Here is a 26,736-nt window from a genome sequence, read left to right as displayed (position 1 = left end):
TTATTTTTATACCAGAGCAAAAACAAGATTTAGTGTAATTTTTAATTTATTTTCATATTTTATAAGTTCCAAATTTTTAACTTTTATATAAGGATCTAGTTTTTGCAAAAACTGCGTTAAAAAAATAAAATCACCAACAAAACTTAATCTTAATTCATAATAAGCAAAATATTCATCTTGACTTTTGTAACTTTGAATTTGCAAAGATTGAGCTCCATTAAGATTCTTTTCTATATCCTTTAAAATGCTTTGATAATCTCTGTTTATATTAAAAAACAACTGTTCATTATAAGATATATTTTCATCTTCTTTTAAATCAGAAATCACTTCTTGTTTTTGCTCATATTTTGTTTGTAAATTATATAGTTCATCTTTTGACAACTTCATTTGTTTTTCAAAATAGCCAAAAACACCCATATAAACTATGAAAAAACCAAAAACAAAAACAACTATCAAAGATAATATAAATTCACGCTCAGATAATCTAGCAAAGATATTTTCTAAATTTTTATAAAGATTTTTCAAAAACAAGAGTGATTTTTCCATTATTAACTTCTTTATTTTTTAATACAAAATGATGTTTTTTAAAATCTTCATAAAATTCATAGTCATTTTTAAGCTCTATAATAAAATCATTATTTTTAACATGTAAAGCCTCTATATAAGATTGATGAGAATTTAAAACTCTTAAAAAATCATAAAAATCTTTATAACAAAGCGTATTTGTATAAAATTTTTGCAACAAATCAACCTTTAACTCATTTTCTTCTTGTAGTTTTTTAAACCCTTGATTTTGCTTTTGATTTATTTTTACCTGTTCTAAAATACCATCTTGCTTTTTTATTAAATTTTCATATTTTGTTCTCTCATTTTCATAAAATGATTTTTGTATATATAAATACAAAGGATAAGCTAAAGCTAGTAAAACTCCACAAACAAAAGCCAATAAAATCTTAAAACTAAAAGATTTTAAATGATTTATTTTTTCTTTGTTGGTAAAATTAATCTTGACTTGATCACAATTTTTTAACAATTTTTGATAAAAAATATTACTATTAAATTTATCAAAACTGCTAAGATTTTGAGTATCATCTATGCTTATAATGTGCTTATAAGTATTTTTTAATTTTTCTTCATATATTTTATCATAGATGTTTAATGGCATAACTTTACAATTTTGAAATTCACATCCTAAATATTCCACTAAAACTATGTATTTTTCCTTAAACAATAATGCAAGATTTTCATTATTTGTATTATTCTTAAAATACGCTTCAAAAAGTAGGGGTTCTGGGATCACATAATCGATATCTAAAATATCTTCATACTTGCACAAGAATACATATGTAAAAGAATTATCTTGAAAATATTTTAACTTATAAGAAAAATCATCTTTAAGACCAAGCTCTTCAAAACTCTTTTTTAAAATTTCATCTTCGCTAATAGGATTTGCAAATTTAATATATAAAAGCTTTTCATAAGCAAGAAAATCTTTTAGAATAATTTTCTTACTCATCATAAAGTATTTTCTTAAGGTTTTGCTCGTTTTTGTGCCAATTTTTCTCAAGTTGAACGAACAATTTTAACATTACCTTTTTTTGTGCTAATTTTTCTATTTTCACTCTAGCTTCTTTACCTATACGCTTAATTGTAGCACCATCTTTACCCAATATCATTCCTTTGTGAGAATTACTATCTGTAATGATAGTGGCATTGATATAATAAATCTGCTCTAGTTCTTTGATTTTTTCTATTTTTACTTCAGTACTATAAGGAATTTCATCACTTAAATTTTCATATATGGCTTCTAAGATAAAATCTCTATAAATATCCTTTTCATTTGTTGTAGTAATAAACTCAGGATCAAAATAATACGGGTGCTCAGGCAAATACTTAACCATTTCATCTAAAAGAATGTTTTTATAAAATTTTTTCTTAGCAGAATAGGGCATAATAGCACTAAAATGTGAGCTAAACTGAGAATACTCGTTTAATTTTTTAAGCAAAACTTCTTTTTTTACTAAATCAACCTTATTAATTAACACAATATGTGGTACTTTAGGGTTTAAATTTAAAAAATTTTCATAATCTTTAATATCATCATAAATACTAACTACAAATAAAATCACATCACAATCAGCAATGCTTTTAATCGCCAAATCAATCATAAGCTGATTCATAACCTTAGAACTTACATGCAAACCTGGTGTATCTATAAAAATAAGCTGATGATTTTCATGCATTATAATCGCATTAATCTTTCTTCTTGTAGCATTTTGCTTATGAGAAACCATAGCAACTTTTTCTTCTAATAAAGAATTTAGGATAGAACTTTTTCCTGCATTAGTTCTACCCACTATGCTTATAAAGCCACTTTTCACAAGATATACCTAGCTAAATCTTTATTCTCTATGATATCTCCAAGCTTAACTTGCACTTTAAAATCATCTATTTTATATACCTTACCTGCGTATTCATCTGCTTCAAAACTAATATCTTCTAAAAGTTTTTCCACTACTGTATGCAAACGTCTTGCGCCAATATCTTGCATTTCTTCATTAGCCTTGCTTGCTATTTTTGCTATTTCTCTAATAGCTTCATCTTCAAAAACAAGCTCTACATTTTCAGTTTTTAAAAGCTCAATGTATTGTGTTAGTAATGAATTTTTAGGTCTTGTTAAAATAGCATATAAAGCATCCTCATCTAATGAATCAAGCTCAACTCTTAAAGGAAAGCGCCCTTGAAGCTCAGGGATTAAATCACTTGGCTTACTTAGATGAAAAGCACCTGCAGCGATAAATAAAATATGATCAGTCTTTAAAGGTCCAAATTTAGTTTGTATAGTACTACCTTCAACTATAGGAAGCAAATCTCTTTGCACCCCTTCTTTGCTTGGATCTTGGCGGTTTGAATTGGAGCTTGAAACTGCTACTTTATCTATCTCATCGATAAAAATAATCCCTTCATTTTCTGCTCTTCTTAAAGCCTCGCCTTTAATACTTTCCATATCAAGAATTTTCTCACTTGCTTCTTGAGCTAGAGCTATTCTTGCATCTTTTACTTTCATTTCTTTTTTAACTTTTTTATTACCCACACCAATAACTTTTACTATATCTTGCATAGCACCCATTTCAGGTGGTAAATTTGGATTAGTATCAAATACGCTTTGTGAAATTTCAACTTCTATTGTGCTATCATCTAAATCACCAGCTTTTAATTTCATGCGCATTTTTTCTAAAGATTTTTGATACTCTTCTTGTTTTTCTTCACTAACACCCTTTGGTAAAGGCGGTAAAAGTTTTTCTAAAATCTTATTTTCTATAAATTCATTAATTTTTTCTTTGTTTTTTTCTTTTTCTTCATTTTTTACTAAATTTAAAGCAGCATTAGCTAAATCTCTAACCATGCTTTCTACATCACGCCCAACAAAACCAACTTCAGTATATTTACTTGCTTCAACTTTTACAAAAGGAAGCCCCATCATCTTAGCAAGGCGTCTTGCAATCTCTGTTTTACCAACCCCAGTTGATCCTATCATTAAAATATTTTTTGGCATGATATCATCTTGAAGTTCAGGACTAAGTTGCATTCTTCTATAACGATTTCTTAAAGCAATTGCTATGATTTTTTTGGCATTTTTTTGTCCAATTACATAATCATCTAAAAATTTCACAATCTCTTTTGGAGTTAAATTCATTTATCATCCTCAATTACATAAGTTTTAATATTTGTATTGGTATAAATACAAATTTCACCAGCTATTTGCAAACTTTCTTTGACTAATTCCTCCTCATCTAAATTTGAATGCTTAGCTAAAGCTCTTGCAGCAGAAAGTGCATAATTGCCACCACTACCAATAGCTGCTATAGCGCCATCTTCAGGCTCAACCACATCTCCAGTTCCTGAAAGTAAAAATATATGATTTCTATCTAATACTAGCATCATTGCTTCAAGTTTTCTTAAGTATTTATCCTTACGCCATTCTTTTGAAAAATCTATTGCAGCTTTTAGCAAATCACCCTTAGAACTAGAAAGTAGTTTTTCAAACATATCAAAAAGATTAAAAGCATCAGCAGTGCTTCCTGCAAAGCCTGCTAACACTTTTCCATTATTTAATTTTCTAATTTTAACCGCATTATTTTTTAAAACAGTGTTTCCAAAACTTACTTGTCCATCTCCGCCAATTACAGACTTATTTTTGCCTTTATAAGCTAAAATTGTAGTTGCGTGAAACATTATTCTCCTTTAACTTCTAGCTTAAATACAGCATGAATTGCATGGCCTAATTTTGCTGAAATTTCATGCACACCAAGCTCTTTTATAGTATCACATTCTAAGCTTTTTTTATCAAGCTCTATGCCTTTTTGATCCTTTAGCGCATGTGCAATTTCATCTTTAGTAACTCCACCAAACAAGCTTCCATTGGCTCCTACAGGCTTAGCTATACAAATAGTGATTTTAGATAATTCTTCTTTTAATTTTTCCAAATTTGCAAGCTCAAATCTTAAATTTTCTGCCTTTTTCTTTTGCTCTGCTTCATATTGTTTCAAAACTTCATGTGTAGCAGCTTTAGCAAAACCTTTAGCAATTAAAAAATTTTGTCCATATCCATCTTTTACTTCTTTAATTTCTCCTGCTTTTCCTAAGCTTTTTACATCTTTAATCAATAATACTTTCATTGTTTTCCTTTTCTAAAATTTTCTTCCATTTTTACCTGCAATGATAAATCTTAAAGCATTTAATCTTATAAAACCTGCTGCATCTTTTTGATCATACACAGCATCTTCTTCGAAAGTACAATAAGCCTCACTAAATAAGCTATCATTCGCACTTTCTCTGCCTATTACCATTACATTACCTTTGTATAATTCAAGTTTAACTTTACCATTAACGTATTTTTGTGACTCATCAATTAAGGCTTGAAGCATTAATCTTTCAGGTGAGAACCAATAACCATTATAAATTAAACTTGCATATTTTGGCATCAATTCATCTTTTAAATGTGCTGCTTCTCTATCAAGAGTGATACTTTCGATAGCACGGTGTGCTTTTAAAAGTATACTTCCACCTGGAGTTTCATAACAACCTCTACTTTTCATACCCACATAGCGATTTTCAACAATATCAAGACGACCTATACCATGTTTTGCACCAAGCTCGTTAAGTTTTGCTAAAAGCTGCGCAGGAGACATTTTTTCTCCATTAATAGCACACAAATCGCCTTTGCTAAACTCAAGCTCTATCACTTCGCTTTCATTTGGAGTTTCTTTTAAATCTTTCACCCAACGCCACATATCTGCTTCGGGTTTAGCCGCAGGATCTTCAAGCACTAAACCTTCATAAGAAATATGCAATAAATTTGCATCCATAGAATAAGGTGACTTACCTGGCTTTTTAGCTATATCAATGCCATGTTTTTGCGCATAAGCTAAGAGTTTTTCACGGCTATTTAAATCCCATTCTCTCCAAGGAGCAATGATGGCTAAATTTGGATTTAGCGCCAAAGCACCTAATTCAAAACGCACTTGATCATTTCCTTTACCTGTTGCCCCATGGCTAATAGCATCTGCTTTTGTTTTATTTGCTATTTCTACTAAAGCTTTTGCTATCAAAGGTCTTGCTATACTTGTACCTAGTAAATATTCTCCTTCATAGATAGCATTTGCTCTAAACATAGGAAATACATAATCTTTTACAAATTCATCTTTTAGATCTTGAATAAAAATATTTTCTTCTTTTACACCCAAAGAAAGTGCTTTTTTTCTAGCAGGCTCAAGCTCTTCACCTTGTCCAATATCTGCTGTGAAAGTTACCACTTCACATTTATACTCATCTTGCAACCATTTTAAAATTATACTTGTATCAAGTCCACCAGAATATGCTAAAACCACTTTTTTGATATCTTTTTTCATTGTCTTTCCTCTTTGTAAAAATAATTTTAAAATTTAACGAATTTAGCTTAATATAATGTAAAATACTTAAACATTTTATAACATTTTCTTGTATTTTTTGATAAAATATTTTTATGAGAATAGATAAGTTTTTAAATGTAGTTAACATTACTAAGCGTCGTGCTATTTCAGAGGATATGTGCAAAAGTGGCGTAGTAAGTATAAACAATCAAGTGGTTAAAGCTAGTAAAGAAGTAAAAATTGGTGATGAAATAAGCATTAAATTTATAGAATATACTAATATCTATAAAGTTTTAGACATACCAACAACCAAAAGCATACCAAAAGCTATGCAAGAAAAATATGTGATAAAAATTCAATGAAAGAAATGATTTTAAGTCAAAATGAGCTTTATAAGCTTTGTGAAATTTTACCTAAAAATGGAGTTATTTTACTTCAAGGGGATTTAGCCAGTGGTAAAACTACTTTGGTTCAAAATTATGCTCAATTTCTTGGGGTAGAAAAAACGCTTAATTCTCCTACATTTTCTATCATGCAAGAGTATGGTTTTCAACAAGGTAAAATGTATCATTATGATATTTATCAAGAAGGTTTTGATGGACTTTTAAAAAATGGTTTGATTGAAAATTTTTTTGAAGAGGGTTTGCATTTGGTAGAGTGGGGTGATGAAAAGTTAAAAAAATACTTAGATAAATATCAAATTTTTAATATAATTTTACAAATCATTCCTTATGAAAATAAAAGAAAGTATATAATACATGAGTAAGCTAGAAGCTAGAAATTTAGAAAAAATCATTAAAAAAACAAAAATCATACACGATGTTTCACTAGAAGTACAAAGCGGGGAAGTTGTAGGGCTTTTAGGGCCTAATGGGGCAGGAAAAACTACAAGTTTTTATATGATATGTGGGCTTATTTTACCAACAAGTGGACAAGTGTTTTTAGACTCACAAGATATTACAAAAGAACCGCTTAACAAAAGAGCAAAGCTTGGCATTGGATATTTACCTCAAGAAAGTAGTGTTTTCAAAGATTTAAGTGTAGAAGAAAATTTACTTTTAGCCGCCCAAGTAATATATAAAGATAAAAATTTATTAGAACAAAAGATAGAGCAAATGCTAGAATTACTTAGCATAGAACCTATTAGACATAGAAAAGGTATGAGTTTAAGCGGGGGTGAAAGAAGGCGTTGTGAGATAGCAAGATCACTTATGTGTGATCCTAAATTTTTACTTCTTGATGAACCATTTGCCGGGGTTGATCCTATCGCAGTGAGTGAAATTCAAAGCTTGATTAATGACTTAAAAGCTATGAATATAGGTGTTTTAATCACTGATCATAATGTAAGAGAAACTCTAGCAATTTGCGATAGAGCTTATGTAATTAAAAGCGGAAGGTTGCTAGCTAGTGGCAATGCTAATGAAATTGCACATAATGAAGATGTTAAAAAATACTATCTTGGAAGTGAGTTTAGACTTGAATAATGCTTAAACAAAAAACCTCTATAACACAAAAAGCAAAACTATCGCAAACCTTAAGATCTTGGCTTCCTATATTGCAAGCTAATATTGAAGATCTAAAAGAAAGCTTAGATGAATTTGCTAAAGAAAATCCTTTTATAGAGATCAAAGAAAACTCAAGTATTACAAGCAATCAAAACAAATATTATCAAGAATATTTTAGTAAAAATACCACCACGCAAATGATTGACGCAAAAAGCTTGGAAGTAAAAAATGTATATGAACTTTTAAGCGAGCAAATCATACCACCATTTTTTCCTACTAAAAAATCCCAAACCATTGCTGAAAAAATCATAGAATGTTTAAACCATGAAGGTTATTTTGAGTATGATGAGGAAATTTTAGGTGAATTTGATCCTTTAGAAGTAGAAAAAATCAGACAAAGATTTAAATACCTTGATCCCGTTGGGGTAGGGGCAAAAGATAATCAAGAAGCTTTTATTTTTGCATTAGAGCATTTTGACTTAGATGATGAGCTTTATGAATTTTGTAAAATGCTAATTTTAAATTTAGAAAATGCAAAAGATTTTATCAAAGATCCTTTGTATAAAAAGGCTATAGCGATAATTAAAAAAATCTCCATTCCGCCTTTTTTGGAGTATTTTGAAGAGAGTATGGAAATCATTCCTGATATATTTATTTATCAAGAAAATGGTGAAATTAAAATTAAAATCAATGATGATTATTACCCTGAAATTGCTTTTGAAACAGATGGTTTAGATCATGAGTTTTTAAGCGCTTATTTGAAAGATGCTAAAAATTTAATCGATGCACTAGCCATGCGTAAAGCTACCCTTTATAAACTAGGACTTATGATTATAGAATATCAATATGATTTTTTCATGGGCGGGGATATCAAACCCATGCAGCTTAAAGATTTAGCACAAGATCTTGAAAGAAATGCTTCAACTATCTCAAGAGCAATTGCAAACAAATACTTAAGTTGTGATAGAGGCTTAATACCTTTAAAATCTTTCTTTACCACCGCAGTTGATGATGGTGAAACTTCTAATGCAACAATTAAAGATTTTCTTAGTAACTTAATTAAAAAAGAAAATCCCAAAAAGCCTTTGAGTGATTTAAAAATTCTTGAACTCACTCAAAAAGAATTCCCAAGTGTACAACTAGGGCGTAGAACTATCACTAAATATCGTATGCAACTTGGTATAGGAAGCTCAAGTGAGCGTAAAAAATTATATGAATTGATGTAGGAAAAGATGAATTTAGAAAGTATTTTTGAAAAAACCATAAAACAAAATGTGCGTTTAGTAGCAGCTAGCAAGTATGTTCAAGATGAACAAATTCGAGAGCTTTTTAAACAAGGTGTTATAGAGTTTGGAGAAAATCAAGTCCAAGCTTTGGCTTTAAAAAAAGAAAAACTTCAAGATTTAGAAATCAAATGGCATTTTATAGGTAATCTTCAAAGTAATAAAATTAATCTTTTAATCAAACAAAACCCATTACTTTGGCAATCTTGCAATGGCTTAAAAATCGCCAAAGCTGTAGATAAAAGACTTGATTATAAATTAGATGCTTTATTAGAAATTAATACTGCTAATGAAAGTTCTAAAAGTGGCATAGAACAAAATAAGGCCATAGAAGAGTATTTGCAAATACAAGAAGAGTGTAAAAATTTAAATCTAGTAGGCATTATGTGTATAGGTTCTATGGATGAGGAAAAAGTTCAAGAAAGCTTTGAGCAAACTTTTAAAATCTATGAAAATTTACAAAAACACGGGGCAAAAATTTGCTCTATGGGTATGAGTGGGGATTTTGAGCTAGCTATAAAATGTGGCTCAAATATGGTGCGTTTAGGGAGTATTCTATTTAAATAAACCCCATTTGTTTTGCTTTTTCTATCATAAAATCTGCACCATTTTCACTTTTTAATTCTTGCAAGGCTAAAGATTTTTCTTCTAGTGAGAAATTTTCCACTAAGTTTAAAAATTTATGTTTTTCTTCTTGAGTTAAAATTTCACATAAATTACGCTCTTTTAAATACAAAGCATTAAAATACTGATGATTTTTAGCCGCATATGGATAAGGAATGAAAACACAAGGAAGTAAATTTGCACTAAGCTCAAAAAGACTACTTGCACCTGATCTTGATATAGCTAAATCTGCTTTAGAAATTTTATCTATAATGTTTTTATCAAAGTCAAAAAGCTCTACATTGACATTTAAATCTTTATAAGCTTTTTTACATCTTTCATAATCATTTTTACCACATTGATGAATGATATTTATACCTTTTTCTTTAAAGTATAAGGCATTTTCTAAAGCAAGATCATTTATAAATTTAGCTCCTTGAGAGCCACCAAGAAAAATAATATTTTTTAATTCTTTTCTTACTCTTGCTTTTTGTGAAAAAATTTCACTAATAGGATAAGGACAAAAGAAAGTATTTGTTTTATTAACTTGATCGTCAAAAGCAGTAAAAAAAGCTTTAGAAAAAGGTTTTAAAAGTGAATTTAAACTTCCCATTTTTGAATTTTGCTCATGGATTAAAAGTGGGATATTTGCCATTAAAGCACCAAAAGCGCCTGGAGCACTGCTATATCCACCCACACTAAAAACTGCTTTAATATTATGTTCTTTTAAAATTTGTTTTGTTTTTCTTGCAAGTTTTATAATATGCAAAAACGATTGAATCTTAGCTAAACCTTTTTTATTAACAACGCCTTGAGAGCTTAGAAAGTATTTTTTATAAAAGCTATTTTCATTTTCGAACCAAAGTCTATCTTGGCCATTTTCACTTCCTATGTAAATACATTCTATGTCTTGTTTTTTTGCACTTTGTAACAAACATCTAGCTATAGCTAAATGCCCTCCTGTGCCTCCACCTGTAATTGCTATCATTTGTCCTCTTTATTTAGCTTTTCTTCCAAAATAGCAAGTCTTGCTTCTAATTTAGCGATTTTTTGTTCATAATCAATCTTACCATATTCTTTAATATAAGCAGGTATGCCAATAGCTGTTAAATTTGGCCCAACATCTTTTAACACAACTGCATTTGAGCCTATTTTTGCATTTTTTCCTATGGTAATATTACCTAAAATTTTAGCACCAGAACCTATGATTACGCCATCTTCTATAGTAGGGTGTCTTTTGGTATTTTTATCTAAACTCGTTCCACCCAAAGTAACACCTTGATAAATCAAAACATCATCACCTATAATAGAAGTCTCGCCAATCACAACCCCACTTGCATGATCTATAAATACCCTTCTACCCAAATGCGCCCCAGGGTGTAAATCAACTCCGGTAAAAAACTGCGAAATCCCACTAATAATCCTTGCTATTTTTTTAAACCCTTTTTGGTAAAAAAAATGCGCAAAGCGATAATTTACCACAGCCCAAACACCAGGATAGTTAAAAGCTAATTCCACGCAAGATCTATATGCAGGATCTTTTTGCTTTGGCATAGAAAAATCTTCCTTGATTAGTTTAAAAATACTCATTTAGAACCTATGCTTTTTAAATATCCATTATCGTTTAAGAATAAATAAATTTCACCCAAAATATGCTTTTTTTGACTTTCATTAACAAGTTTTGAAGCATAAATTTTTTCATTAATATTATCCATAATTGCATGAATATCATAGTCAAGATCTTCTAAGGTATCTAAAATAGATTGGGCCTCTAGTACGCTTTCTACTTCAAAACCCTTTTCATTAATACTTATACAAGCTTCGGTTGGATGTGTAAAAAGATTATGCTTCATACCAAGGACTTCTTGATAAGCTCCCACTAAGAAAAATCCTAAAAAATAATCTTCAGCTTCTACATCAATATCATGTAAAAACAAAGGATTATCTTTAGAATAAGAAATTTCTCCATCGCTATCACAAGTTATATCCCATATACTTGCGCTTCTTGTAGGTTTTTTATTGAGTCTATCAAGTGGCATGATAGGGAAATTTTGTTCCAAGCCCCAAAAATCAGGTAAAGACTGAAATACTGAAAAATTCACTAAATATTTTTCTTGTACTTCATTTTGCAAACTCGATAAATCAGCTTGATCACCCACTAAAGAAATAGCTTTTCTCATAATCAAATGTACTAAAATTTCACTATTAGAGCGATCTTGTAAATCTACATAACCTAAATCAAACAAGGTTAAAATACTCTCCATATGATCAATACTATCATGTAAATACTCAAGCGCATTAGAAGCTTTAATGTTTTTATACAAATCATAAAGTTCATCAATAAGTTTTGGGTTTTTATCTTTTAACAAAAGCTTACTTTCTGTGTATTCTTGAGAAAAAAGTTCTAAAACAGGCGCTACCAAAACAGCATGATTAGCTGCTACAAAACGCCCACTTTCTATAAAAATATCAGGCTCTAAATCTTTTTTTTGTTCTGCTATGCTTTTTAAAATAAACACAACATCGTTTGCATACTCACTTAAGGTGTAATTTCTACTTGTTTCATTTTTAAACTGAGAGTATTCTACTGCTAAACCCCCACCAAGATTAATGGCTTTTAAATTTTTTGCACCCATTTTTCTAAGCTCAGTATAGATATTACCTGCTTCATTTAGAGCTTTTTTTAAAGGATGAATTTCGGTAATTTGCGAACCCAAATGAAAATGTATCATAGTAAATTGATCTAAAAGCTTATTGGCTTTTAAAAGATTTACTGCTTCAATAAGTTCAGTAGATGTTAAACCAAATTTTGAATTTATACCACCACTTTTTGCCCAAATTCCTACTCCAGCTGAATGCAAACGCACCCTTAATCCTATATTTGGCTTTGGTTTAAAACGATTTTTAGCAATTTCAATCATCGCTTCAAGCTCATTAAGTCCTTCCATAGTCAAAGTGATATTATGACCCATTTCACACGCTATAAAGCCCATATTTATAAGTTCTTTATCTTTAAAACCATTAACTGTTATAGGAGCGCCTTCATTGTTATAAGCCATAGCTAGTAAAAGCTCAGCCTTACTTCCTGCTTCTAAGCCATAGTTATATTCTTTACCTAGATTAACTAAATTTTTTACAAAACCTGGATATTGATTGACTTTTAAAGGATACACAGCATTAAAAGAACCTTTGTAGTTAAATTCTTTTTTTGCTTTAGAAAATTTTTCATAAATTTGTTCAATTTGCTTATGGATTAAATGAGGAAAACGAAGCAATAATGGCCCCTTATAACCATCATCACGCAAAGTATTTACTATATCTATAATAGCAGGTTTTTTACCATGATTTACACATACTTTGCCATTTTCGATGATAAAATTATTTGCACCCCAAATATTAATACCATAATCAATCATAACTCATTCTCCAAATTTGCTAATTTTATATTTTTAGTATCTTTATTTTCTAAATTTTTATAAAAAATCTCTTCTTTTTGTATCTCATCTTCACCTATACACAAAAAGATTTTAGCATTAGCATTATCTGCTTGGTTTAAATGCTTTGCAAGTTTTTTTGCTTCATAGCTTAAATATACTTTATGTTTTTTTCTTAAAGTATTTGCTAATTTAAAAATAGTATCTATATAAGCTTCATCCATAGCACAAAGATAAATTCCTTCTCTTGATTTTACGCTTTGTTTTTGCTCTAAAATAGCCATAATCCTTTCTATACCCATAGCAAAACCCACGCCATAGCCACTTTTACCATCTAAGTATTCAATCAATCTATCATATCTTCCACCACCAGCTACAGCAGCTTTTGCACCGATTTCATCACTAACAAACTCAAATGCACTTTTAGAATAATAATCAAGCCCACGCACTAATTTCTCATCACACTCAAACTCAACATCATTTTCTTTTAAAAGTTTTTGCAATTTTTCATAATCTTTCTTGCAACATGGGCATAAATTCTCACTTAGTTTTGGCGCATTTTCGATTAAACTTTGACAATGATCATTTTTACAATCAAGCACTCTAATAGGATTTAAGTCTTTTCTTCTTAAGCAATCCTCACAAAAACTTTCTTTAGAATTTAAAAAAGCTATGAGTTTTTCTTTATACACACCCATACATTCTTTACAGCCTAAAGAATTAATTTTCAAACTTGTATGAATTTCTAAGCGTTTAAAAATTTCATTTAACATTAAAATAATACTCGCATCCTCATACACACTTGCTATACCAAAGCTTTCTACTCCAAATTGATGAAATTCACGCAATCTTCCTTTTTGTGGTCTTTCATAGCGAAACATAGAGCCATGATAAAACCATCTTTTAACACTTTGAGCCTTATCCATTTTAGCTTCTATATATGATCTTACCACCCCAGCTGTCCCTTCAGGCCTTAAGCACACTTCATTGCCTGCTTTATCAACAAATTCATACATTTCTTTGCCAACTATATCAGAGCTTTCTCCAACACTTCTTTTAAAAAGTTTGGTAAGTTCTAAATGCGGACAATTAATAAAAGCAAAACCATAGTTTTTAGCTACTTCTTCACAAGTTTTTACTACTTTTTCATAAAGAGCAGCTTGATCATCTTGTAAATCTTTCATTCCTTTTAAAGCATTAATCATCTATAAATTCCTTAACCTTTTCATGTAAATTTTCAATACTCAAAGAAGCATCTAATTTTAAAATTTTTATATCTATCTTGGTTTTTAAAAACTCTAAAGTTTCTTCTAAAGCTTTTTGGATATTTAAAAAATACTCAATCCCTCTTTTTTCAATACTATCTAGATCTTTTTTAGAAAGTCTTTGCTCAATAAGCTCTTTAGAACCACATAAAAATACAACCTTTTGTGGAAAAAGCCCACCTGTGGCAAAAGAATTTAACTCAAATAAAATATTTTGATCAAAATCACATCTTGCATAAGCCATATTAGAAATAAAACTACGATCTGAAATGATAAGTTTATTTTTATTTTGCGCTAAATGCATGTCGATTAAGTTTGCTCTATCTGCTAAAAAAAGCAAAAGCTCAGCCTTTTTAGAAAATTGCATTTTACTTTCTAATAAAATTTTTCTCAAATGCACTCCAAGCTCACTTCCACCTGGTTCTTTGGTAAAAAATGCATTATGAAAATATTTTTTTAAAAGCTCTATTTGCGTGCTTTTACCCACGCAATCAACCCCTTCAAAAGCTATATACAATCTCTCTCCTTTAATAAAGGTATAATTTCTTTTGGCACAAGTTTACTCACATCGCCATTATGCATACAAATTGATCTTACTATGGAGCTTGAAATAAAAGAATTTTTTAAATTTGGCATAAGATATATAGTTTCAAAATCTTCCCAAAGCATGTGATTTGCATAACCAAGTTGTAATTCATACTCAAAATCACTCACCGCTCTTAAGCCTCTTATAATGATATTTATTTGCAAATTTTTAGCAAGATCTACTAGTAAGTTATCAAAAGTTGCAATTTTAACATTTTTTAAGTCTTTTGTAGCAATTTTTACCATTTTTTCTCTATGTTCTAAGTTAAACATAGGCTTTTTACTCTCACTTTTAGCTATGGCAACGACTACTTCTTCAAACATCTTACTAGCTCGAACAATCACATCTAAATGTCCATTAGTGATAGGATCAAATGTTCCTGGGTATATGCAACTAGCCATCATTGCCACCTTTGGTATAAATTATGCTCAATATTTGCTAAATCAAGCCATTTTCCTATGATAAATTCATATAGTTTTTGCAAATTATCAATCTTAGCATAACTTGCCATTACAGGAGGAGCGATAATAACTCCATAGCTAGAAAGTTTAGTCATTTGTTCTAAATTTAAAGTAGAATAGGGCATTTCCCTTATTCCAAGTATGAGTTTTTTGCGTTCTTTTAAAGCCACTCCTGCAGCTCTTGTAAGTAAAGTATCATTTATACCACAAGCAATTTTTGCCAAAGTATTAATTGAGCAAGGTGTGATAAAAGTCGTTTCTATGCCAAAAGATCCACTTGCAACGCATTGACTAATATCTTCATTATCTAAAAAATTTACATGTTCAAGTTCAAAATTATCTTTTATGTGTTGCAAAAAGTCTATATTTTCTAAAAGAGAATTTTCTTTTGTAAAGCTTATTTTTGCATTTTTACTTATAATGGCATAAATTTGCCCTTTTTCTTTTAAATGTTTCAACAATAAAAATCCAAGTTCACAAGAACTAGCCCCACTAATACCTACTAAAATTTTTTTCATTTTAGCTCCACATAATTTTTACTAATAACTTTACCATGCACGACTTTTCCATCTTTATTTTTAAGGCGAATTCTTTGGTTTAAATTTCCACTTTGCAAGGCTTTTAACTCTATTATCATGCTTAAATCCCCATCTTTGATAACCCCATAAACAGAATCATTTCTTTGTATAAGGGTTTTGGTTTTAAACATATTATATTTTAAAATCATATTTTCTCTTATATTGCTTTTGGCTATTAAATTTGCGATTTCATCTTTTTTTAATATACCCTGAGGGGCTTTATCAAAAGGAATTTTTAAAATTTTAAAACTAGCAGGACTTAAATTTTCATTGCGCGCAATAGGGCGCGTGGTTTGCAAAACTTCTAATTTTGCCCTTAAAAAATACTTAAAAAATATATTTTTTTTAAACTGCTCTGGAGTTTTAAATTCAGCCTTTACAAAACCATCTGCTCTATCAAAATTATGATTACCTAGTTTTAAAAAAATGTATTGATTAAAATCAGCAGGCAAGCTTGATTGAGTATTAAGATCTAAAGAAATAATTTCTAGTTGCGGATAATTTGTCTTAAATTCTTTAATCAAAGCTAATTTTACTTCATCAAAATTTGAAGCAAAGCTAAAAGTATAGAAAAATAAAACTAGAATGATTTGTTTAAAAAACAATACAGCAACCTTTTATAAAAATATATTAATCATATAATACATTAAAAAAGTTTGATTTTAGTTAAAAGAAGTGGAGCGGGAAACGAGATTCGAACTCGCGACCCCAACCTTGGCAAGGTTGTGCTCTACCCCTGAGCTATTCCCGCATTTTAAAATGTAGAGTGTGATTTTATCAAAACTTTATTTTATTGTCAAGTTTTTAAAATTAAGGAATGTTTTTTGCTTGTAGTTATTAAATTTTAAAAAAGGAGTTCTCATGCAAGTAAATGATAAAAATAGTCCGCTAGCCCTAAATAATATGACAAAAATCAAAGAAAAAAACACATCTTCAGATGAATTTCAAGCTACACTTAATGCACTTAAAGACAAAGAAGAAAAAGAGTATAAAAAAGATAGCAACAATGCTTTTAGTAATACAGATTTAAATATAGGTTCGATTTCTAAAGATTATAGCGTATATGCTTGGGAGAAACTACGCCAAAGCAAATACCAAAAAAATGAAGAAAATATCTTAAACAATCTTTTCAAAACCTTAGATAAAGCAAGAAGTTAATCATTCAAAATAGGGTAGTGTAACCCTATTAAATTTTTAAAACTTTAACTTCTTGATCTTTTGCTAATTTTGTATCATCAATTTGAGTGATTAAAATATGCGTGTTTTCACATAAAGGTTTTAGCATACCTGAGCCAAATTTAGCTTCACTTGGTTTAAAATACCCATCGACTAATTTTCCAAAAGTAAAATCATTTCTTTGACCTTTGAAATTTAAATCTTTAGTCAATCTTACTTTATCAAATTCCAAAAGTTCTTTACCATAAAGTAAATTGAGTATATTTTTTGCAAAAATATACGTTGAAACTAAAGAAGCTAAAGGATTTCCTGGTAGGGCTAGAAAAAGCATATCGCTTTTACTAAAAAGTTTTACATGTTTACAAAGTTTAGCATTGACTTTTTCAAAAATAGGGCTAAAATCACACTCAAGCAAAGCTTGTTTGATAAAATCAGCCTCACCTACACTAGCTCCACCACTGCTTATAAGCATATCAAATTCTTTATTTTCTAAAAGCTCTTTATATGCGTTTAAATCATCTTTTATAAGTCCTAAATACTCAACATCAGCATAATCTTGCAAAATAGCATAAATTCCAAAAGCATTTGCATTATATATACTGTATTCATCAGCATTTTCCCAAGGCTCTACAAGCTCATCTCCACTTGAAAAAATCCCAACACGCAATTTTTTAACGACATTTAACTCATAAATTCCTTGAGCAGCAAACATAGCTACCATACCTGAAGTGATTTTTTGTCCCTTTTTAAACAAAAGCTCTCCGAGCTTTGCTTCCTCGCCTTTAAAGCGGATAGCATTGTTTTCTTTAGCATTTTTAGCATTGAGCTTTTCATCTTCAAGCAAAGCTTCCTCAAGCATTAAAATGGTATTTGCATTTTGAGGAATTTTAGCTCCTGTCATGATTTTATAACATTCATTTTTTTCTATAATATAATCATTTTTATCACCTGCTAAAATACTTCCTTTTATTTCTAGCAATTCATTCTTATGTGTATAATTTAATGCATAGCCATCTAAGGCAGAATTATCAAAAGCGGGTAGGTTTTTTTTTACAAAAATATCTTCATATAAAATACACCCCAAAGCCTGTGTTAAATTTACTCTTTGAAATTCATTTTTTGCTTTGATTTGTTCTTTTAAAAAATCTAAAGTTGCAAAAATATCTCTCATTCTTCAAGCCTTCTTATACTTGCGCCTAGTTTCTTAAATTTTTCTTCTAAATTTTCATACCCTCTATCAAGATGATAAATTCTATGAATTTTACTAGTTCCTTTAGCTGCTAAAGCTGCTAAAATCAAAGCAGAAGATGCGCGCAAATCAGTAGCCATAACATCAGCTCCCAAAAGCTCTTTAGTGCCATTTATAGTAGCAATATGCCCATTTAATCTTATATCAGCTCCCATTCTTAAAAGCTCACTTACATGCATAAAACGATTTTCAAATAATCTCTCATCGATAATACTTGTGCCATTTGCTTTTAAAGCTAAAGCCATAAATTGTGCTTGCATATCCGTTGGAAAGCCTGGATATTCACTAGTTAAAATTTCAACTGGTTTGATTTCTTTAGCAGGATTTATACTAATACTATCTTCATTAATATCAAAGCTAAAACCCATTTGCTCTAGCTTTGCCAAAACTGCACTAAGATGGCTTGCATTGACTTTTTTTAGAGTGATTTTTGAGTTAGTGATAGCTCCTGCACACAGATAAGTTCCTGCTTCAATACGATCAGGAATAATCTCAAAAGGTTTAAATTCTAAAAGTTCTCCACTTGTGCCATAAATTTCAAGTTCAGAAGATCCTATGCCTTGTATATCAAGCCCAGCTCCAGCTAAAATCTCACAAAGTTGTACCACTTCAGGCTCTTTAGCAGCATTTAAAAGTCTAGTTTTACCATGAGCTAAGGCTGCTGCCATAATGATATTTTCACTGCCTGTGACAGTGATTTTATCAAACATCACATCAGCACCTTTAAGCTTTCCACTAGCTACTACATAACCTTGTTTAATCTCAATATTAGCTCCCATTTTTTCTAAAGCTAAAAGGTGTAAATCAATAGGGCGTTGACCTATAGCACAACCTCCTGGTAAAGAAACTTCGCAATTTCCAAATCTAGCTAGTAAAGGCCCTAAGGTAAGTATAGAAGCACGCATTTTACGCACGATGTCGTATTTTGCTATGGTTTTATTTAAATTATTTGTATTTATTTTTGCAAAATTGTCTTTAAAAGTATAATTTGCTCCTAAATTTTCAAGTAAAGAAAGTAGGGTGCAAATATCTGCTACATTCGGTAAATTTGAAATTTGAACTTCATTTTTAGCTAAAATACTTGAAGCTATCAAAGGGAGTGCAGCATTTTTTGCACCACTTATTACCACTTCTCCATTTAACTTTTCAACACCATCAATCTCTAAATAAGTCATTAATTTTCCTTAAAATATATACATAATGATATAATAATATTTTACTACAAATATTATATAAATTAATAAGATTAAAGGTGTTTTTTGGGTGTTTTTCTAGTCATACTTGGTGGGATATTTTGGGCAGTAAGTGGAGTTTTGGCTGAGTATTTGTTTAAAAATAATTATTCTGCTGAATGGGTGAGTTTTTATCGTTTGCTTTTTACAGGCATTATTTTAATAATTTTGGGTGCACAAAATTTCAAATTAAAATTACTAAAGCAAAAACAAGAACTTAGCTCTCTTTTGATTTTTTCTATCTTTGGTTTATTGATAACTCAATATGGTTATTTTAAGGCTATTTATTATACCGATGCAGGAACTGCCACAATGATACAATACAACGCACCATTAATCATAATGCTTTTTATGTGTTTTAAAAATAAAATTTTACCTAAAAAAATAGAGCTAATCGCTTTATTTTTAATACTTTTTGCCTTATTTTTACTTATAACAAATGGGGATATTAATACATTAAAACTTGATATAAGAGGTGTTATTTGGGCTTTTTTTGGAGCTCTTGGAGTGGCGTTTTATTCTTTGAGTGCTAGGCTTATCATAGCAAAATATGGCTTATTTTTAATCATGGGTTTGGCTAGTTTATTTGCTTCTTTTTTGCTTTTTGTATTATTACAAGGAAATATCCCAAAACATGATTTTTCTTTAAATTCCTTTTTAGCTATGAGCACGATTGTATTTATAGGCACAATAGGGGCTTTTTGTTTATACTTAAAAGGAGTTGAATTAATAGGAGCTTTTAAAGCTAGTATGATAGCTTGTATAGAACCTGTGGCTGCTGCTTTTATGAGTTTTTTATTTTTAGGAACTATTTATAGTATGATTGATCTTTTTGCTTTTGCCTTAATCATTCTTAGTGTGTTTTTAAATGCTAAAAAACATTAAAATCATTGCATACTTTGCATAGCTTGAGAAAGTATTTGCATGATTTGGCCATATATACTTTGCATTTGTGCATTTAAACTTTGAATTTGAGAATTAATCATTTGGGCTTTTTGTGGATCTTGGCTTGATTGTAATTTTACATTTAATTCTGCAATTTTAGCTTGTATCTTAGCTAACTCGCTATAAAGCTTGCTTGATTGATCTTCAGATTCACTGTTATTTTGATTATCTTTAACACTTTTTTCAAGCTCTTTCACACCTTGTGTAAACTTAAATTCTATAAAATTCTTATTCTCTTTACTTTCTTTTTCTTCTTTTTTAGTGTTTAAAATATAAGAATTAATTTTATTAGCATGATCATTTATTTGCATGATATATCCTTTCTTTAAGGATATATCGGATTTTTTATAAACATTAAGTTCTATCGTGAAGTTTTTTAGCTACTTCTGCAGCTAGTTTTAACTTTTCATTGTCAAAGTGTGTGTAAATTCTTGAAGTATTTAAACTTGCATGGCCTAGTGCTTCTTGGACTAAAACCAAATCTTTTTGTTTTTTATAAAGTAGGGTGGCAAAAGTATGCCTTAGCATATGAGCTCCGTTTTTTTGCTTGCGAATTCCTGCTTTAAATAAAATTTGTTCTACTATACGCGAAACATAAGCTTGGGTTAGGGCTTTACCATTGCGATTGACAAATAAAAGTCCATCACAAGAAAGATAATTTACTCTTACATCTTTTAAAAGATACTCTATAAGCTCTTTTTTAATCATTACAACGCGGTATTTATTGCCTTTAGCTCTAATACGTATGATATAAAGATCATTTTCATCGCTAATATCTTTTAATTTTATATTAATAGCCTCGCTAACCCTAATTCCTGTAAAAATGATGATTTTAATAATCAAGCGATTGCGTATAGTGTTGCTTTTAAAATCTGTATTATCAATAGCATCTAAAAATTTACTCACTTCATCTTCGCTCATATACTCAGGTAGTTTAACTCCTTTAGAACCACTTATACCTGCCCAATTTTTAAGATTAATATCAAAAATGTGCGCCTTTTGATCTTCTTCATTTTGTTTATCTAAAAATGCAAAAAAATTAATCACAGCTATGCGATAATTTTTTTTACTCGCATCAGATAAAGAAGCACTAATACTTGCTAAAATTTCTACTAAAAGTTCTTCGTCAATTTGTTTTAGCGAATAAAGCTTATAAAACAACAAATACTCATAAAGTTTTTTCAAAGGATTAAAATACGTATTTACACCGCTAAGTCCTGCATTTCTTGCTTTTTTTACATAAGCATCAAGCTCTTGTATATTTTTAACACCCTTACTTAAGGCTAAATTTACTACAGCCAAAGCTTGAGGATCTTTTAATTCTTTATTTGATAAAGAATTAAGCTTAAATTTCATATATCTACAAAGCCAAAATAAAAATGACTTTTCAAAATTTTCTTCACAATCTAGAGGATATTTCATCACTCATTCTCCAAGGCTTTCAAAGTAGCCATTTTTGCATGAATATATGTACTGTCAAATAGCTTTTTAGAGTTTTCTTTTATAATCAAGCCAAGTTCAGTACAACCCAAAATAACTCCTTGAACTTGCGGAAATCGAGCAATCAAATCATATAAATATCTTTTTGATTCTTCATTTATAATACCTTTGCAAAGCTCATTAAAAATGATACCATTAAGTTTTAAAATATCATCCCTTTTAGGGATAAAAACTTCAATCTTTGAGTTAATTAAAAGTTGTTTATAAAAATCTTCCTGCATGGTGTATTTTGTCCCTAGCAATAATACTTTATTGATATTTTGCTCTTGAAGCTCTAAAAGCATAGCTTTAGCTATGTGTAAGATAGGAATTTGAATGTTTTTTTGTATATTTTCATAACATTTATGCATAGTATTAGTACAAATTAATATAAAATCAACTCCATATTTTTGCAAAAGTAGGGCATGTTGGGTTAAAATTTCACTTGCTTTTTGCCAATCATTCTTACGTTGGCATTCTTCTATTTCTTCAAAATCAACGCTAGTTAAAACTATCTTAGCGCTGTGTAATTTTCCCAATTTTTCATTTGTTAATTTATTGATTATTTCATAATAGCTAAGTGTGCTTTCATAACTCATTCCACCTATTAAACCTATGGTTTTCAATTTTTTCCTTTTAAACTTAATATAAAAATTATAAAAAAATCTTACTTAAAAAATATCAAGCTATAATTATAAAAAACAAAATAGGGTAAAATAATATGTTTTTCAAGAAAAAAACCGCACAAAAGCAAGCAAACCAAAGCAATAACTCAAAACAAAATAATACTTCAAATAATGACTTTGCACAAGAAAAAAGACTTTATGAATTTAGAGAAAATATGAAAAAACTTAGTAAAGATGAAAATAGTGCTAAACTTTTAGCAAGACAACTTTCAAGATTAATCCAAAAATCCAAATAAAACCAAAAATTCCTTACAAGCTAAACTTTTTTTTACTCATCATTTTATCTTTTTTTAGTCTTATAAAAATATTTTAATTTAAACTTAATATATATGTAAAATTATATGATAAATAGTAAAATATTGAAATTATATATATTTTGTATTGAAAACTATAATTTTCAAACTTTTATATTTATCTACACTTTCACAAGTAAAATGTATTTTAAAATACCTATAATATAGTATTTTAAAGCATTTTAATTTTTGAGTGAAAGTAACTTATCCATAAAAAAATAAGTATAATTTTTTGAAAAATATTATAAGTTATTTTATGTAGCTATGAAAGACTAAAGATGTATATTTTTTATTTCAACTAAATTTTAGTTTATATTTTTGCTTAAATAAAATTGAAGTTTAAAAATGTAGATTAGTTATTTTCTTGACTTTTAGGATAATCAAAGAACACAACTTCCCCGCTGTATTCTTTTATATCTTTAAATTCTTTTATATCAAATTGCATACATAAAATAGCAGAAGTTGGAAAGTTTTCTAAATCTATATGAGCTAAATATTCACAGAGTTCTTGCAATAAAGGATTATGCATAATTAGCACTACCCTACTCTCTTTTAATTCTTTTATAAAATTTAATACATCCTCTAAATTACTATCATAAAAGTTTTTTTCTATCTTAATATCTTTTTCTTTTAAAGAAAAGCTTTTGCAGAGTTTTTGCGCTGTTTTTATACAACGCCTAGCAGGACTTGAAATAATGCTTTGGGCTTTAAATTCTAAATCTTTAATCCTATAAATCATAGTTTTTAGATCATCTTTTCCGCTAGAACTAAGCTCGCGTTGTAAATCTTGTTCGTAGTTTTCTTTTTGAGCCTTAGCATGACGGATAAAATAGATATATTTCATTTTATAACCTTGAATTTACCCAAAAGATATCCGCATATAAAGCCAAAAATATGTGCATACCAAGCTATATTTACACCCATAAAAATAGGTACAAAACTCATTAATAATATAGCTACAATAAGTCCTTTAGTGGCGGTTTTATCCAAATATGCATAATATCCCATTAAAACACATATAGCACCACTTGCACCCACTACATTTACAAAACTACCATCAAAACTTAAATACACATAAAAAGCACTAAGTAAAGAACAAAGAATTCCGCCAATTAAATAAAGCAAAGCGAATTTAAAGCTTTTTAAGTATTTTTCCAGCATAGAGCCAAATTGAAAAAGTACTATCATATTTAAAATCAAATGAGGCCAATTTCCATGCATAAACATTGAGCTTAGAATTTGCCAGTAAAATCCTTGAAAGAAAAATAAATTTAAACCTAAAATAGCATCTAAATTTAAGGATCCAAAATAAAGATAATTCACAAAAACAAATATCACAATATTTAAAGCAATTAGAAAAGAAGCTATCATTACCCTACTTTGTATTTTTAATAATTATAACAAAAAGCTATTTAAATTCTAGCTTACACATAAAATTCACATTAATAAGGTACAATATCGTCAAAAAATAAAATAAGGTTAAAAATGAAAAAACTAGCTTTTGCTTTTTTGATCACTCTAAATACCCTTAATGCAGGTATAGTTATAGCACCTGATTCTTTACCGGTAAATATCAAACAATTTATCAAAGATTATTTTAATGCAGAAATAGGCCTAGTAGAACAAGATGGTTATTCTTATGAGATTTATTTAAGCGATGGAAGTGAGATTGAGTTTTCGCTTAATGGAGAATTTAAAGAGGCTGAAAATTTTAGCTCGTTAAATTATGCGATTTTACCTTTAGCAATACAAAATACCATCAAAAATATCTACCCTAATACAGCAATCATAGAAATAGAAAGAAAAATTTCTTATTATAAAATCAAACTAAACAATCAAATGAAGCTTTACATAGATAATAATGGAACGATTTTAAGACAAAAATTTGATGATTAAATGCTTATTTGATTTTACTCAAATAAGCAAGTTTTGAATTTTTCTTCCAAAAGGGTTTCAATTCATCAAAACTTATAAAAACTTCAACTGCTCCTGTTGAATACGGAGCTATCTCGTAAGGCTCCCATATAAAATTTAATCCATCTTTTCTTACTTCAAAAATTTCACTCATTTTAAATTCTTTAATATCAAATAATTCATTTTCACTGTATAAACTTAAAATCTTTTGCTTAATCATATTCTGAAAATCTTCACTTTCTATTTTTAACTCATTTTTTATATTTATAAGTTTCATATCATCAACACTATAAGTTTTTCTTAAAAAATTAGTCATACCATGAGCACCACCTTTATACTCATAAATATTTTTTCCTAAAGAGATAATATGCTCATCTTGATAAAACATATAAGCTTGAGAAAAAAACTCATTATTGGAAATGTTTTCTTTACTCCATTTTTCAAAGCTTTCTTTTGCTTTTTGTTTTAATGAATTTTTATCTAAATTCTCATTAAAATCATCAATAATTTTATTTAATTTTTCATTTTTACTTATCAATTTTAAAATATCTTCACTAAAGTCAAATTCTATAGTTTTATTAGCATCTAGTTGTTTTTGTTCTTTAAGTGATAACTGATAAATCATCGTATTTGTCTTGCTGGCTAAAAAGCTAAATTCTTTTTTTACTTCATCTATTTTACATAAAGCATCGAATTTATTTTTATGTATATCTTTTAAAACGCAAGTTCCAAAATCTACTATATCTATATAATACTCACCATTCTTAGCACTACCCCAAAAACTGTATTGTTTTTGTTTTGTTTGGACAAAACCGTAACTAGTGTTACTTTTAATGGAACTATATAAGTGAATATCAAATTCCTTTCCTTCTAAAATATTTAATGCAAATGTATTTTCATTATATGCATATAAACTTACACATAAACCTAAATTTAATATTATTTTTTTAATCATTCAATCTCCTTCTTGTGTTCTTATAATTAAACTTTTTGGTAGTTTAAAATACTCAATCCATTCTTGTTCTTTTTGTCTCATTTGCCCTTGATCTACTTCATGATCATAACCTTGCAAATGAAGCATAGCATGTATAAAAAGCAATGCCATCTCTTCTTCATTGCTGTGTTTATATTCCATAGCTTTTTTATCTACTTCATCTAAATTTATCACTATGCTGCCAAGCAAATGTTCACAATTTTGCACCAAAGGAAAAGACAAGACATCTGTAGTTTTATCTACTCCTCTTTGGTTAAAATTAATTTCATGCATGGTTTTTTCATCTACTAAAACAAGTTCTATATTTTGATCACTCATTTTTTGAGCAATTTTTTCAAGAAAAGAAATATCCATTTCTTCTTCACAAAAAATCATTATTATCCTTTTGATTTTATAATTTCAAATTATATCAAAATTAAGGAAAAATATGAAAAAAGCTCTTTGTATTATAAGTGGTGGTATGGATAGTACTTTATGTGTATATTTAGCCAAAAAAGAAGGATATGAAATCATTGCTTTACATTTTGATTACAATCAACGCACCATGCTTAAAGAAAGAGAATGTTTTAATAAAATTTGTGAAAAACTTAATATAAAAACAAAATATATTTTAGATGTTTCATTTATAGCAAATATTGGTGGTAATTCTTTAACGGATTTAAATTTAGAAATTCCCAAAGAAAAGCTACACGAAAAAGAAGTTCCAAATACTTATGTTCCTTTTAGAAACGGCATTTTTTTATCTATTGCAGGAGCCATAGCTGAAAAAGAAAAATGCGAAAGTATTTTCATAGGAGTAGTACAAGAAGATAGTAGTGGTTATCCTGATTGTAGTGCAAATTTCATACAAAAAACAAGTGAGTTTATCAATGAAGGCACAACAAAAACTTGTAATGTTGTAATTAAAACCCCATTAGTTCATCTAAGCAAAAGACAAATAGTTGAATTAGCCTTAAAAGAAAAGGTGGCCTTAGAATGCACTTGGTCTTGCTATGAAAGAGAAGATAAAGCTTGTGGCAAATGTGATAGTTGTTTATTAAGATTAAAAGGCTTTAAAGAAGCCAATGTGAAAGATTTTATAGAATACATTTAAAATTTGCTTTCATTTTATTTTTGTTTGTATAATAGATTTTACATATTA

Annotated in this window: 34 protein-coding genes and 1 tRNA gene; 10 read left to right on the top strand and 25 right to left on the bottom strand. The window is 28.9% G+C overall.

The features are described 5' to 3' along the window. Positions 1-6: 6 nt before the first annotated feature. From CLCT_RS03910 to CLCT_RS03880, 7 genes are read right to left on the bottom strand one after another with little or no spacing between them, the layout of a single operon-like run. The gene (locus CLCT_RS03910) at positions 7-546 is read right to left on the bottom strand and encodes a hypothetical protein (protein ID WP_149062318.1); all 540 of its coding nucleotides are present in this window, start codon (positions 544-546) and stop codon (positions 7-9) included. Further along, positions 509-1,519, bottom strand: coding sequence for a hypothetical protein (locus tag CLCT_RS03905; RefSeq protein ID WP_149062317.1), 1,011 nt, complete (start codon positions 1,517-1,519; stop codon positions 509-511). Before CLCT_RS03905 ends, CLCT_RS03910 begins: the two co-directional genes overlap by 38 nt. Further along, on the bottom strand, positions 1,509-2,381 hold the full coding sequence (era, locus tag CLCT_RS03900) for a GTPase Era (protein ID WP_039668387.1): 873 nt from the start codon (positions 2,379-2,381) through the stop codon (positions 1,509-1,511). Before era ends, CLCT_RS03905 begins: the two co-directional genes overlap by 11 nt. Next, a complete protein-coding gene (hslU, locus tag CLCT_RS03895) occupies positions 2,378-3,697 on the bottom strand; it encodes an ATP-dependent protease ATPase subunit HslU (protein WP_039668386.1) in 1,320 nt (439 codons plus the stop codon). Before hslU ends, era begins: the two co-directional genes overlap by 4 nt. Then, positions 3,694-4,236 (bottom strand): ATP-dependent protease subunit HslV, encoded by a 543-nt coding sequence (hslV, locus tag CLCT_RS03890; RefSeq protein WP_039668385.1) that lies wholly within the window; start codon positions 4,234-4,236, stop codon positions 3,694-3,696. Before hslV ends, hslU begins: the two co-directional genes overlap by 4 nt. Continuing rightward, positions 4,236-4,679, bottom strand: coding sequence for a 50S ribosomal protein L9 (rplI, locus tag CLCT_RS03885; protein ID WP_149062316.1), 444 nt, complete (start codon positions 4,677-4,679; stop codon positions 4,236-4,238). The genes hslV and rplI overlap by 1 nt, the downstream gene beginning before the upstream one ends. A 12-nt stretch (positions 4,680-4,691) precedes the next feature. Then, positions 4,692-5,912 carry an argininosuccinate synthase gene (locus tag CLCT_RS03880; protein ID WP_039628318.1) on the bottom strand — a complete coding sequence of 407 codons (1,221 nt, stop codon included), beginning with the start codon at positions 5,910-5,912 and terminating at the stop codon, positions 4,692-4,694. Between the two features lie 113 nt (positions 5,913-6,025). On the opposite strand from CLCT_RS03880, the gene CLCT_RS03875 reads away from it, so the two are divergent. Genes CLCT_RS03875 through CLCT_RS03855 form a run of 5 tightly spaced genes read left to right on the top strand, consistent with a single transcriptional unit; the run spans position 6,026 to position 9,267 of the window. Beyond that, complete coding sequence (locus tag CLCT_RS03875; protein ID WP_039668382.1) at positions 6,026-6,274, top strand: RNA-binding S4 domain-containing protein; 249 nt, start codon at positions 6,026-6,028, stop codon at positions 6,272-6,274. Continuing rightward, on the top strand, positions 6,271-6,678 hold the full coding sequence (gene tsaE / locus CLCT_RS03870; RefSeq protein ID WP_039668381.1) for a tRNA (adenosine(37)-N6)-threonylcarbamoyltransferase complex ATPase subunit type 1 TsaE: 408 nt from the start codon (positions 6,271-6,273) through the stop codon (positions 6,676-6,678). The genes CLCT_RS03875 and tsaE overlap by 4 nt, the downstream gene beginning before the upstream one ends. Continuing rightward, a complete protein-coding gene (gene lptB / locus CLCT_RS03865) occupies positions 6,671-7,396 on the top strand; it encodes an LPS export ABC transporter ATP-binding protein (RefSeq protein WP_039668380.1) in 726 nt (241 codons plus the stop codon). The genes tsaE and lptB overlap by 8 nt, the downstream gene beginning before the upstream one ends. Further along, a complete protein-coding gene (locus tag CLCT_RS03860; protein ID WP_039668379.1) occupies positions 7,396-8,643 on the top strand; it encodes an RNA polymerase factor sigma-54 in 1,248 nt (415 codons plus the stop codon). Before lptB ends, CLCT_RS03860 begins: the two co-directional genes overlap by 1 nt. A 6-nt stretch (positions 8,644-8,649) precedes the next feature. Beyond that, on the top strand, positions 8,650-9,267 hold the full coding sequence (locus CLCT_RS03855) for a YggS family pyridoxal phosphate-dependent enzyme (protein WP_039668378.1): 618 nt from the start codon (positions 8,650-8,652) through the stop codon (positions 9,265-9,267). On the opposite strand, the gene CLCT_RS03850 is transcribed toward CLCT_RS03855, so the two are convergent. The 9 genes from CLCT_RS03850 to CLCT_RS03810 all read right to left on the bottom strand — a co-directional run bounded on the left by CLCT_RS03850 (position 9,260) and on the right by CLCT_RS03810 (position 16,378). Next, a complete protein-coding gene (locus tag CLCT_RS03850) occupies positions 9,260-10,291 on the bottom strand; it encodes a UDP-N-acetylglucosamine--N-acetylmuramyl-(pentapeptide) pyrophosphoryl-undecaprenol N-acetylglucosamine transferase (protein ID WP_149062315.1) in 1,032 nt (343 codons plus the stop codon). The two genes, CLCT_RS03855 and CLCT_RS03850, sit on opposite strands and share 8 nt — an antisense overlap. Continuing rightward, complete coding sequence (gene cysE / locus CLCT_RS03845) at positions 10,288-10,893, bottom strand: serine O-acetyltransferase (RefSeq protein ID WP_149062314.1); 606 nt, start codon at positions 10,891-10,893, stop codon at positions 10,288-10,290. The genes CLCT_RS03850 and cysE overlap by 4 nt, the downstream gene beginning before the upstream one ends. After that, positions 10,890-12,719: a biosynthetic arginine decarboxylase gene (gene speA / locus CLCT_RS03840; RefSeq protein WP_039668375.1), complete on the bottom strand. Its 1,830-nt coding sequence runs from the start codon at positions 12,717-12,719 to the stop codon at positions 10,890-10,892. The genes cysE and speA overlap by 4 nt, the downstream gene beginning before the upstream one ends. Next, the gene (hisS, locus tag CLCT_RS03835; RefSeq protein WP_149062313.1) at positions 12,716-13,942 is read right to left on the bottom strand and encodes a histidine--tRNA ligase; all 1,227 of its coding nucleotides are present in this window, start codon (positions 13,940-13,942) and stop codon (positions 12,716-12,718) included. The genes speA and hisS overlap by 4 nt, the downstream gene beginning before the upstream one ends. Next, on the bottom strand, positions 13,935-14,519 hold the full coding sequence (gene tmk / locus CLCT_RS03830; protein WP_149062312.1) for a dTMP kinase: 585 nt from the start codon (positions 14,517-14,519) through the stop codon (positions 13,935-13,937). The genes hisS and tmk overlap by 8 nt, the downstream gene beginning before the upstream one ends. After that, positions 14,510-14,992: a pantetheine-phosphate adenylyltransferase gene (gene coaD, locus CLCT_RS03825; protein WP_170230433.1), complete on the bottom strand. Its 483-nt coding sequence runs from the start codon at positions 14,990-14,992 to the stop codon at positions 14,510-14,512. The genes tmk and coaD overlap by 10 nt, the downstream gene beginning before the upstream one ends. Next, positions 14,989-15,567, bottom strand: a complete 579-nt coding sequence (locus CLCT_RS03820) for a UbiX family flavin prenyltransferase (RefSeq protein WP_149062310.1) — start codon at positions 15,565-15,567, stop codon at positions 14,989-14,991. Before CLCT_RS03820 ends, coaD begins: the two co-directional genes overlap by 4 nt. After that, positions 15,564-16,232, bottom strand: a complete 669-nt coding sequence (flgA, locus tag CLCT_RS03815) for a flagellar basal body P-ring formation chaperone FlgA (protein WP_149062309.1) — start codon at positions 16,230-16,232, stop codon at positions 15,564-15,566. The genes CLCT_RS03820 and flgA overlap by 4 nt, the downstream gene beginning before the upstream one ends. A 71-nt stretch (positions 16,233-16,303) precedes the next feature. Next, positions 16,304-16,378 (bottom strand) — tRNA-Gly (locus CLCT_RS03810). Positions 16,379-16,488: 110 nt separating this feature from the next. Between CLCT_RS03810 and CLCT_RS03805 the strand changes: the two genes are divergently transcribed. Continuing rightward, positions 16,489-16,785, top strand: a complete 297-nt coding sequence (locus tag CLCT_RS03805; RefSeq protein ID WP_039668370.1) for an invasion antigen C — start codon at positions 16,489-16,491, stop codon at positions 16,783-16,785. A 28-nt stretch (positions 16,786-16,813) separates the two neighbouring features. Here CLCT_RS03805 and CLCT_RS03800 read toward each other — a convergent pair whose 3' ends face one another. After that, the gene (locus tag CLCT_RS03800; protein ID WP_149062308.1) at positions 16,814-17,974 is read right to left on the bottom strand and encodes a molybdopterin molybdotransferase MoeA; all 1,161 of its coding nucleotides are present in this window, start codon (positions 17,972-17,974) and stop codon (positions 16,814-16,816) included. Further along, positions 17,971-19,227: a UDP-N-acetylglucosamine 1-carboxyvinyltransferase gene (gene murA / locus CLCT_RS03795; RefSeq protein WP_149062307.1), complete on the bottom strand. Its 1,257-nt coding sequence runs from the start codon at positions 19,225-19,227 to the stop codon at positions 17,971-17,973. The genes CLCT_RS03800 and murA overlap by 4 nt, the downstream gene beginning before the upstream one ends. Before the next feature lie 84 nt (positions 19,228-19,311). Here murA and CLCT_RS03790 point away from each other — a divergent pair, with 84 nt between their 5' ends. Beyond that, positions 19,312-20,169, top strand: a complete 858-nt coding sequence (locus tag CLCT_RS03790) for a DMT family transporter (protein ID WP_149062306.1) — start codon at positions 19,312-19,314, stop codon at positions 20,167-20,169. Between the two features lie 2 nt (positions 20,170-20,171). Here CLCT_RS03790 and CLCT_RS03785 read toward each other — a convergent pair whose 3' ends face one another. From CLCT_RS03785 to CLCT_RS03775, 3 genes are read right to left on the bottom strand one after another with little or no spacing between them, the layout of a single operon-like run. Beyond that, a complete protein-coding gene (locus CLCT_RS03785) occupies positions 20,172-20,540 on the bottom strand; it encodes a hypothetical protein (protein ID WP_149062305.1) in 369 nt (122 codons plus the stop codon). Between the two features lie 43 nt (positions 20,541-20,583). Further along, entirely contained in the window at positions 20,584-21,651 is a 1,068-nt protein-coding gene (locus tag CLCT_RS03780) for a tyrosine-type recombinase/integrase (protein WP_149062304.1), read from the bottom strand. Next, entirely contained in the window at positions 21,651-22,334 is a 684-nt protein-coding gene (locus CLCT_RS03775) for an aspartate/glutamate racemase family protein (RefSeq protein WP_149062303.1), read from the bottom strand. The genes CLCT_RS03780 and CLCT_RS03775 overlap by 1 nt, the downstream gene beginning before the upstream one ends. A gap of 95 nt (positions 22,335-22,429) precedes the next feature. Here CLCT_RS03775 and CLCT_RS03770 point away from each other — a divergent pair, with 95 nt between their 5' ends. Beyond that, positions 22,430-22,630 carry a molybdenum cofactor biosynthesis protein gene (locus CLCT_RS03770; RefSeq protein ID WP_149062302.1) on the top strand — a complete coding sequence of 67 codons (201 nt, stop codon included), beginning with the start codon at positions 22,430-22,432 and terminating at the stop codon, positions 22,628-22,630. Positions 22,631-23,039: 409 nt separating this feature from the next. On the opposite strand, the gene CLCT_RS03765 is transcribed toward CLCT_RS03770, so the two are convergent. Together CLCT_RS03765 and CLCT_RS03760 are read right to left on the bottom strand one after the other, a co-directional pair. Further along, a complete protein-coding gene (locus CLCT_RS03765) occupies positions 23,040-23,531 on the bottom strand; it encodes a SixA phosphatase family protein (RefSeq protein ID WP_149062301.1) in 492 nt (163 codons plus the stop codon). Continuing rightward, on the bottom strand, positions 23,528-24,058 hold the full coding sequence (locus tag CLCT_RS03760) for a rhomboid family intramembrane serine protease (protein WP_149062300.1): 531 nt from the start codon (positions 24,056-24,058) through the stop codon (positions 23,528-23,530). Before CLCT_RS03760 ends, CLCT_RS03765 begins: the two co-directional genes overlap by 4 nt. Positions 24,059-24,172: 114 nt before the next feature. Here CLCT_RS03760 and CLCT_RS03755 point away from each other — a divergent pair, with 114 nt between their 5' ends. After that, positions 24,173-24,583 carry a PepSY-like domain-containing protein gene (locus CLCT_RS03755; RefSeq protein WP_039668361.1) on the top strand — a complete coding sequence of 137 codons (411 nt, stop codon included), beginning with the start codon at positions 24,173-24,175 and terminating at the stop codon, positions 24,581-24,583. A 4-nt stretch (positions 24,584-24,587) separates the two neighbouring features. Here CLCT_RS03755 and CLCT_RS03750 read toward each other — a convergent pair whose 3' ends face one another. Together CLCT_RS03750 and ybeY are read right to left on the bottom strand one after the other, a co-directional pair. Beyond that, complete coding sequence (locus tag CLCT_RS03750) at positions 24,588-25,556, bottom strand: DUF3298 and DUF4163 domain-containing protein (protein ID WP_149062299.1); 969 nt, start codon at positions 25,554-25,556, stop codon at positions 24,588-24,590. Then, entirely contained in the window at positions 25,557-25,970 is a 414-nt protein-coding gene (gene ybeY, locus CLCT_RS03745; protein ID WP_149062298.1) for an rRNA maturation RNase YbeY, read from the bottom strand. Positions 25,971-26,022: 52 nt separating this feature from the next. On the opposite strand from ybeY, the gene queC reads away from it, so the two are divergent. Beyond that, positions 26,023-26,688, top strand: a complete 666-nt coding sequence (gene queC / locus CLCT_RS03740; protein WP_149062297.1) for a 7-cyano-7-deazaguanine synthase QueC — start codon at positions 26,023-26,025, stop codon at positions 26,686-26,688. Positions 26,689-26,736: the final 48 nt, after the last annotated feature.

The organism is Campylobacter lari subsp. concheus (assembly GCF_008245025.1).
GTDB lineage: Bacteria > Campylobacterota > Campylobacteria > Campylobacterales > Campylobacteraceae > Campylobacter_D > Campylobacter_D concheus.
The sequence above is the reverse complement of the archived record's forward strand: the minus strand, read 5'-3'. Positions and strand labels throughout refer to the sequence as shown.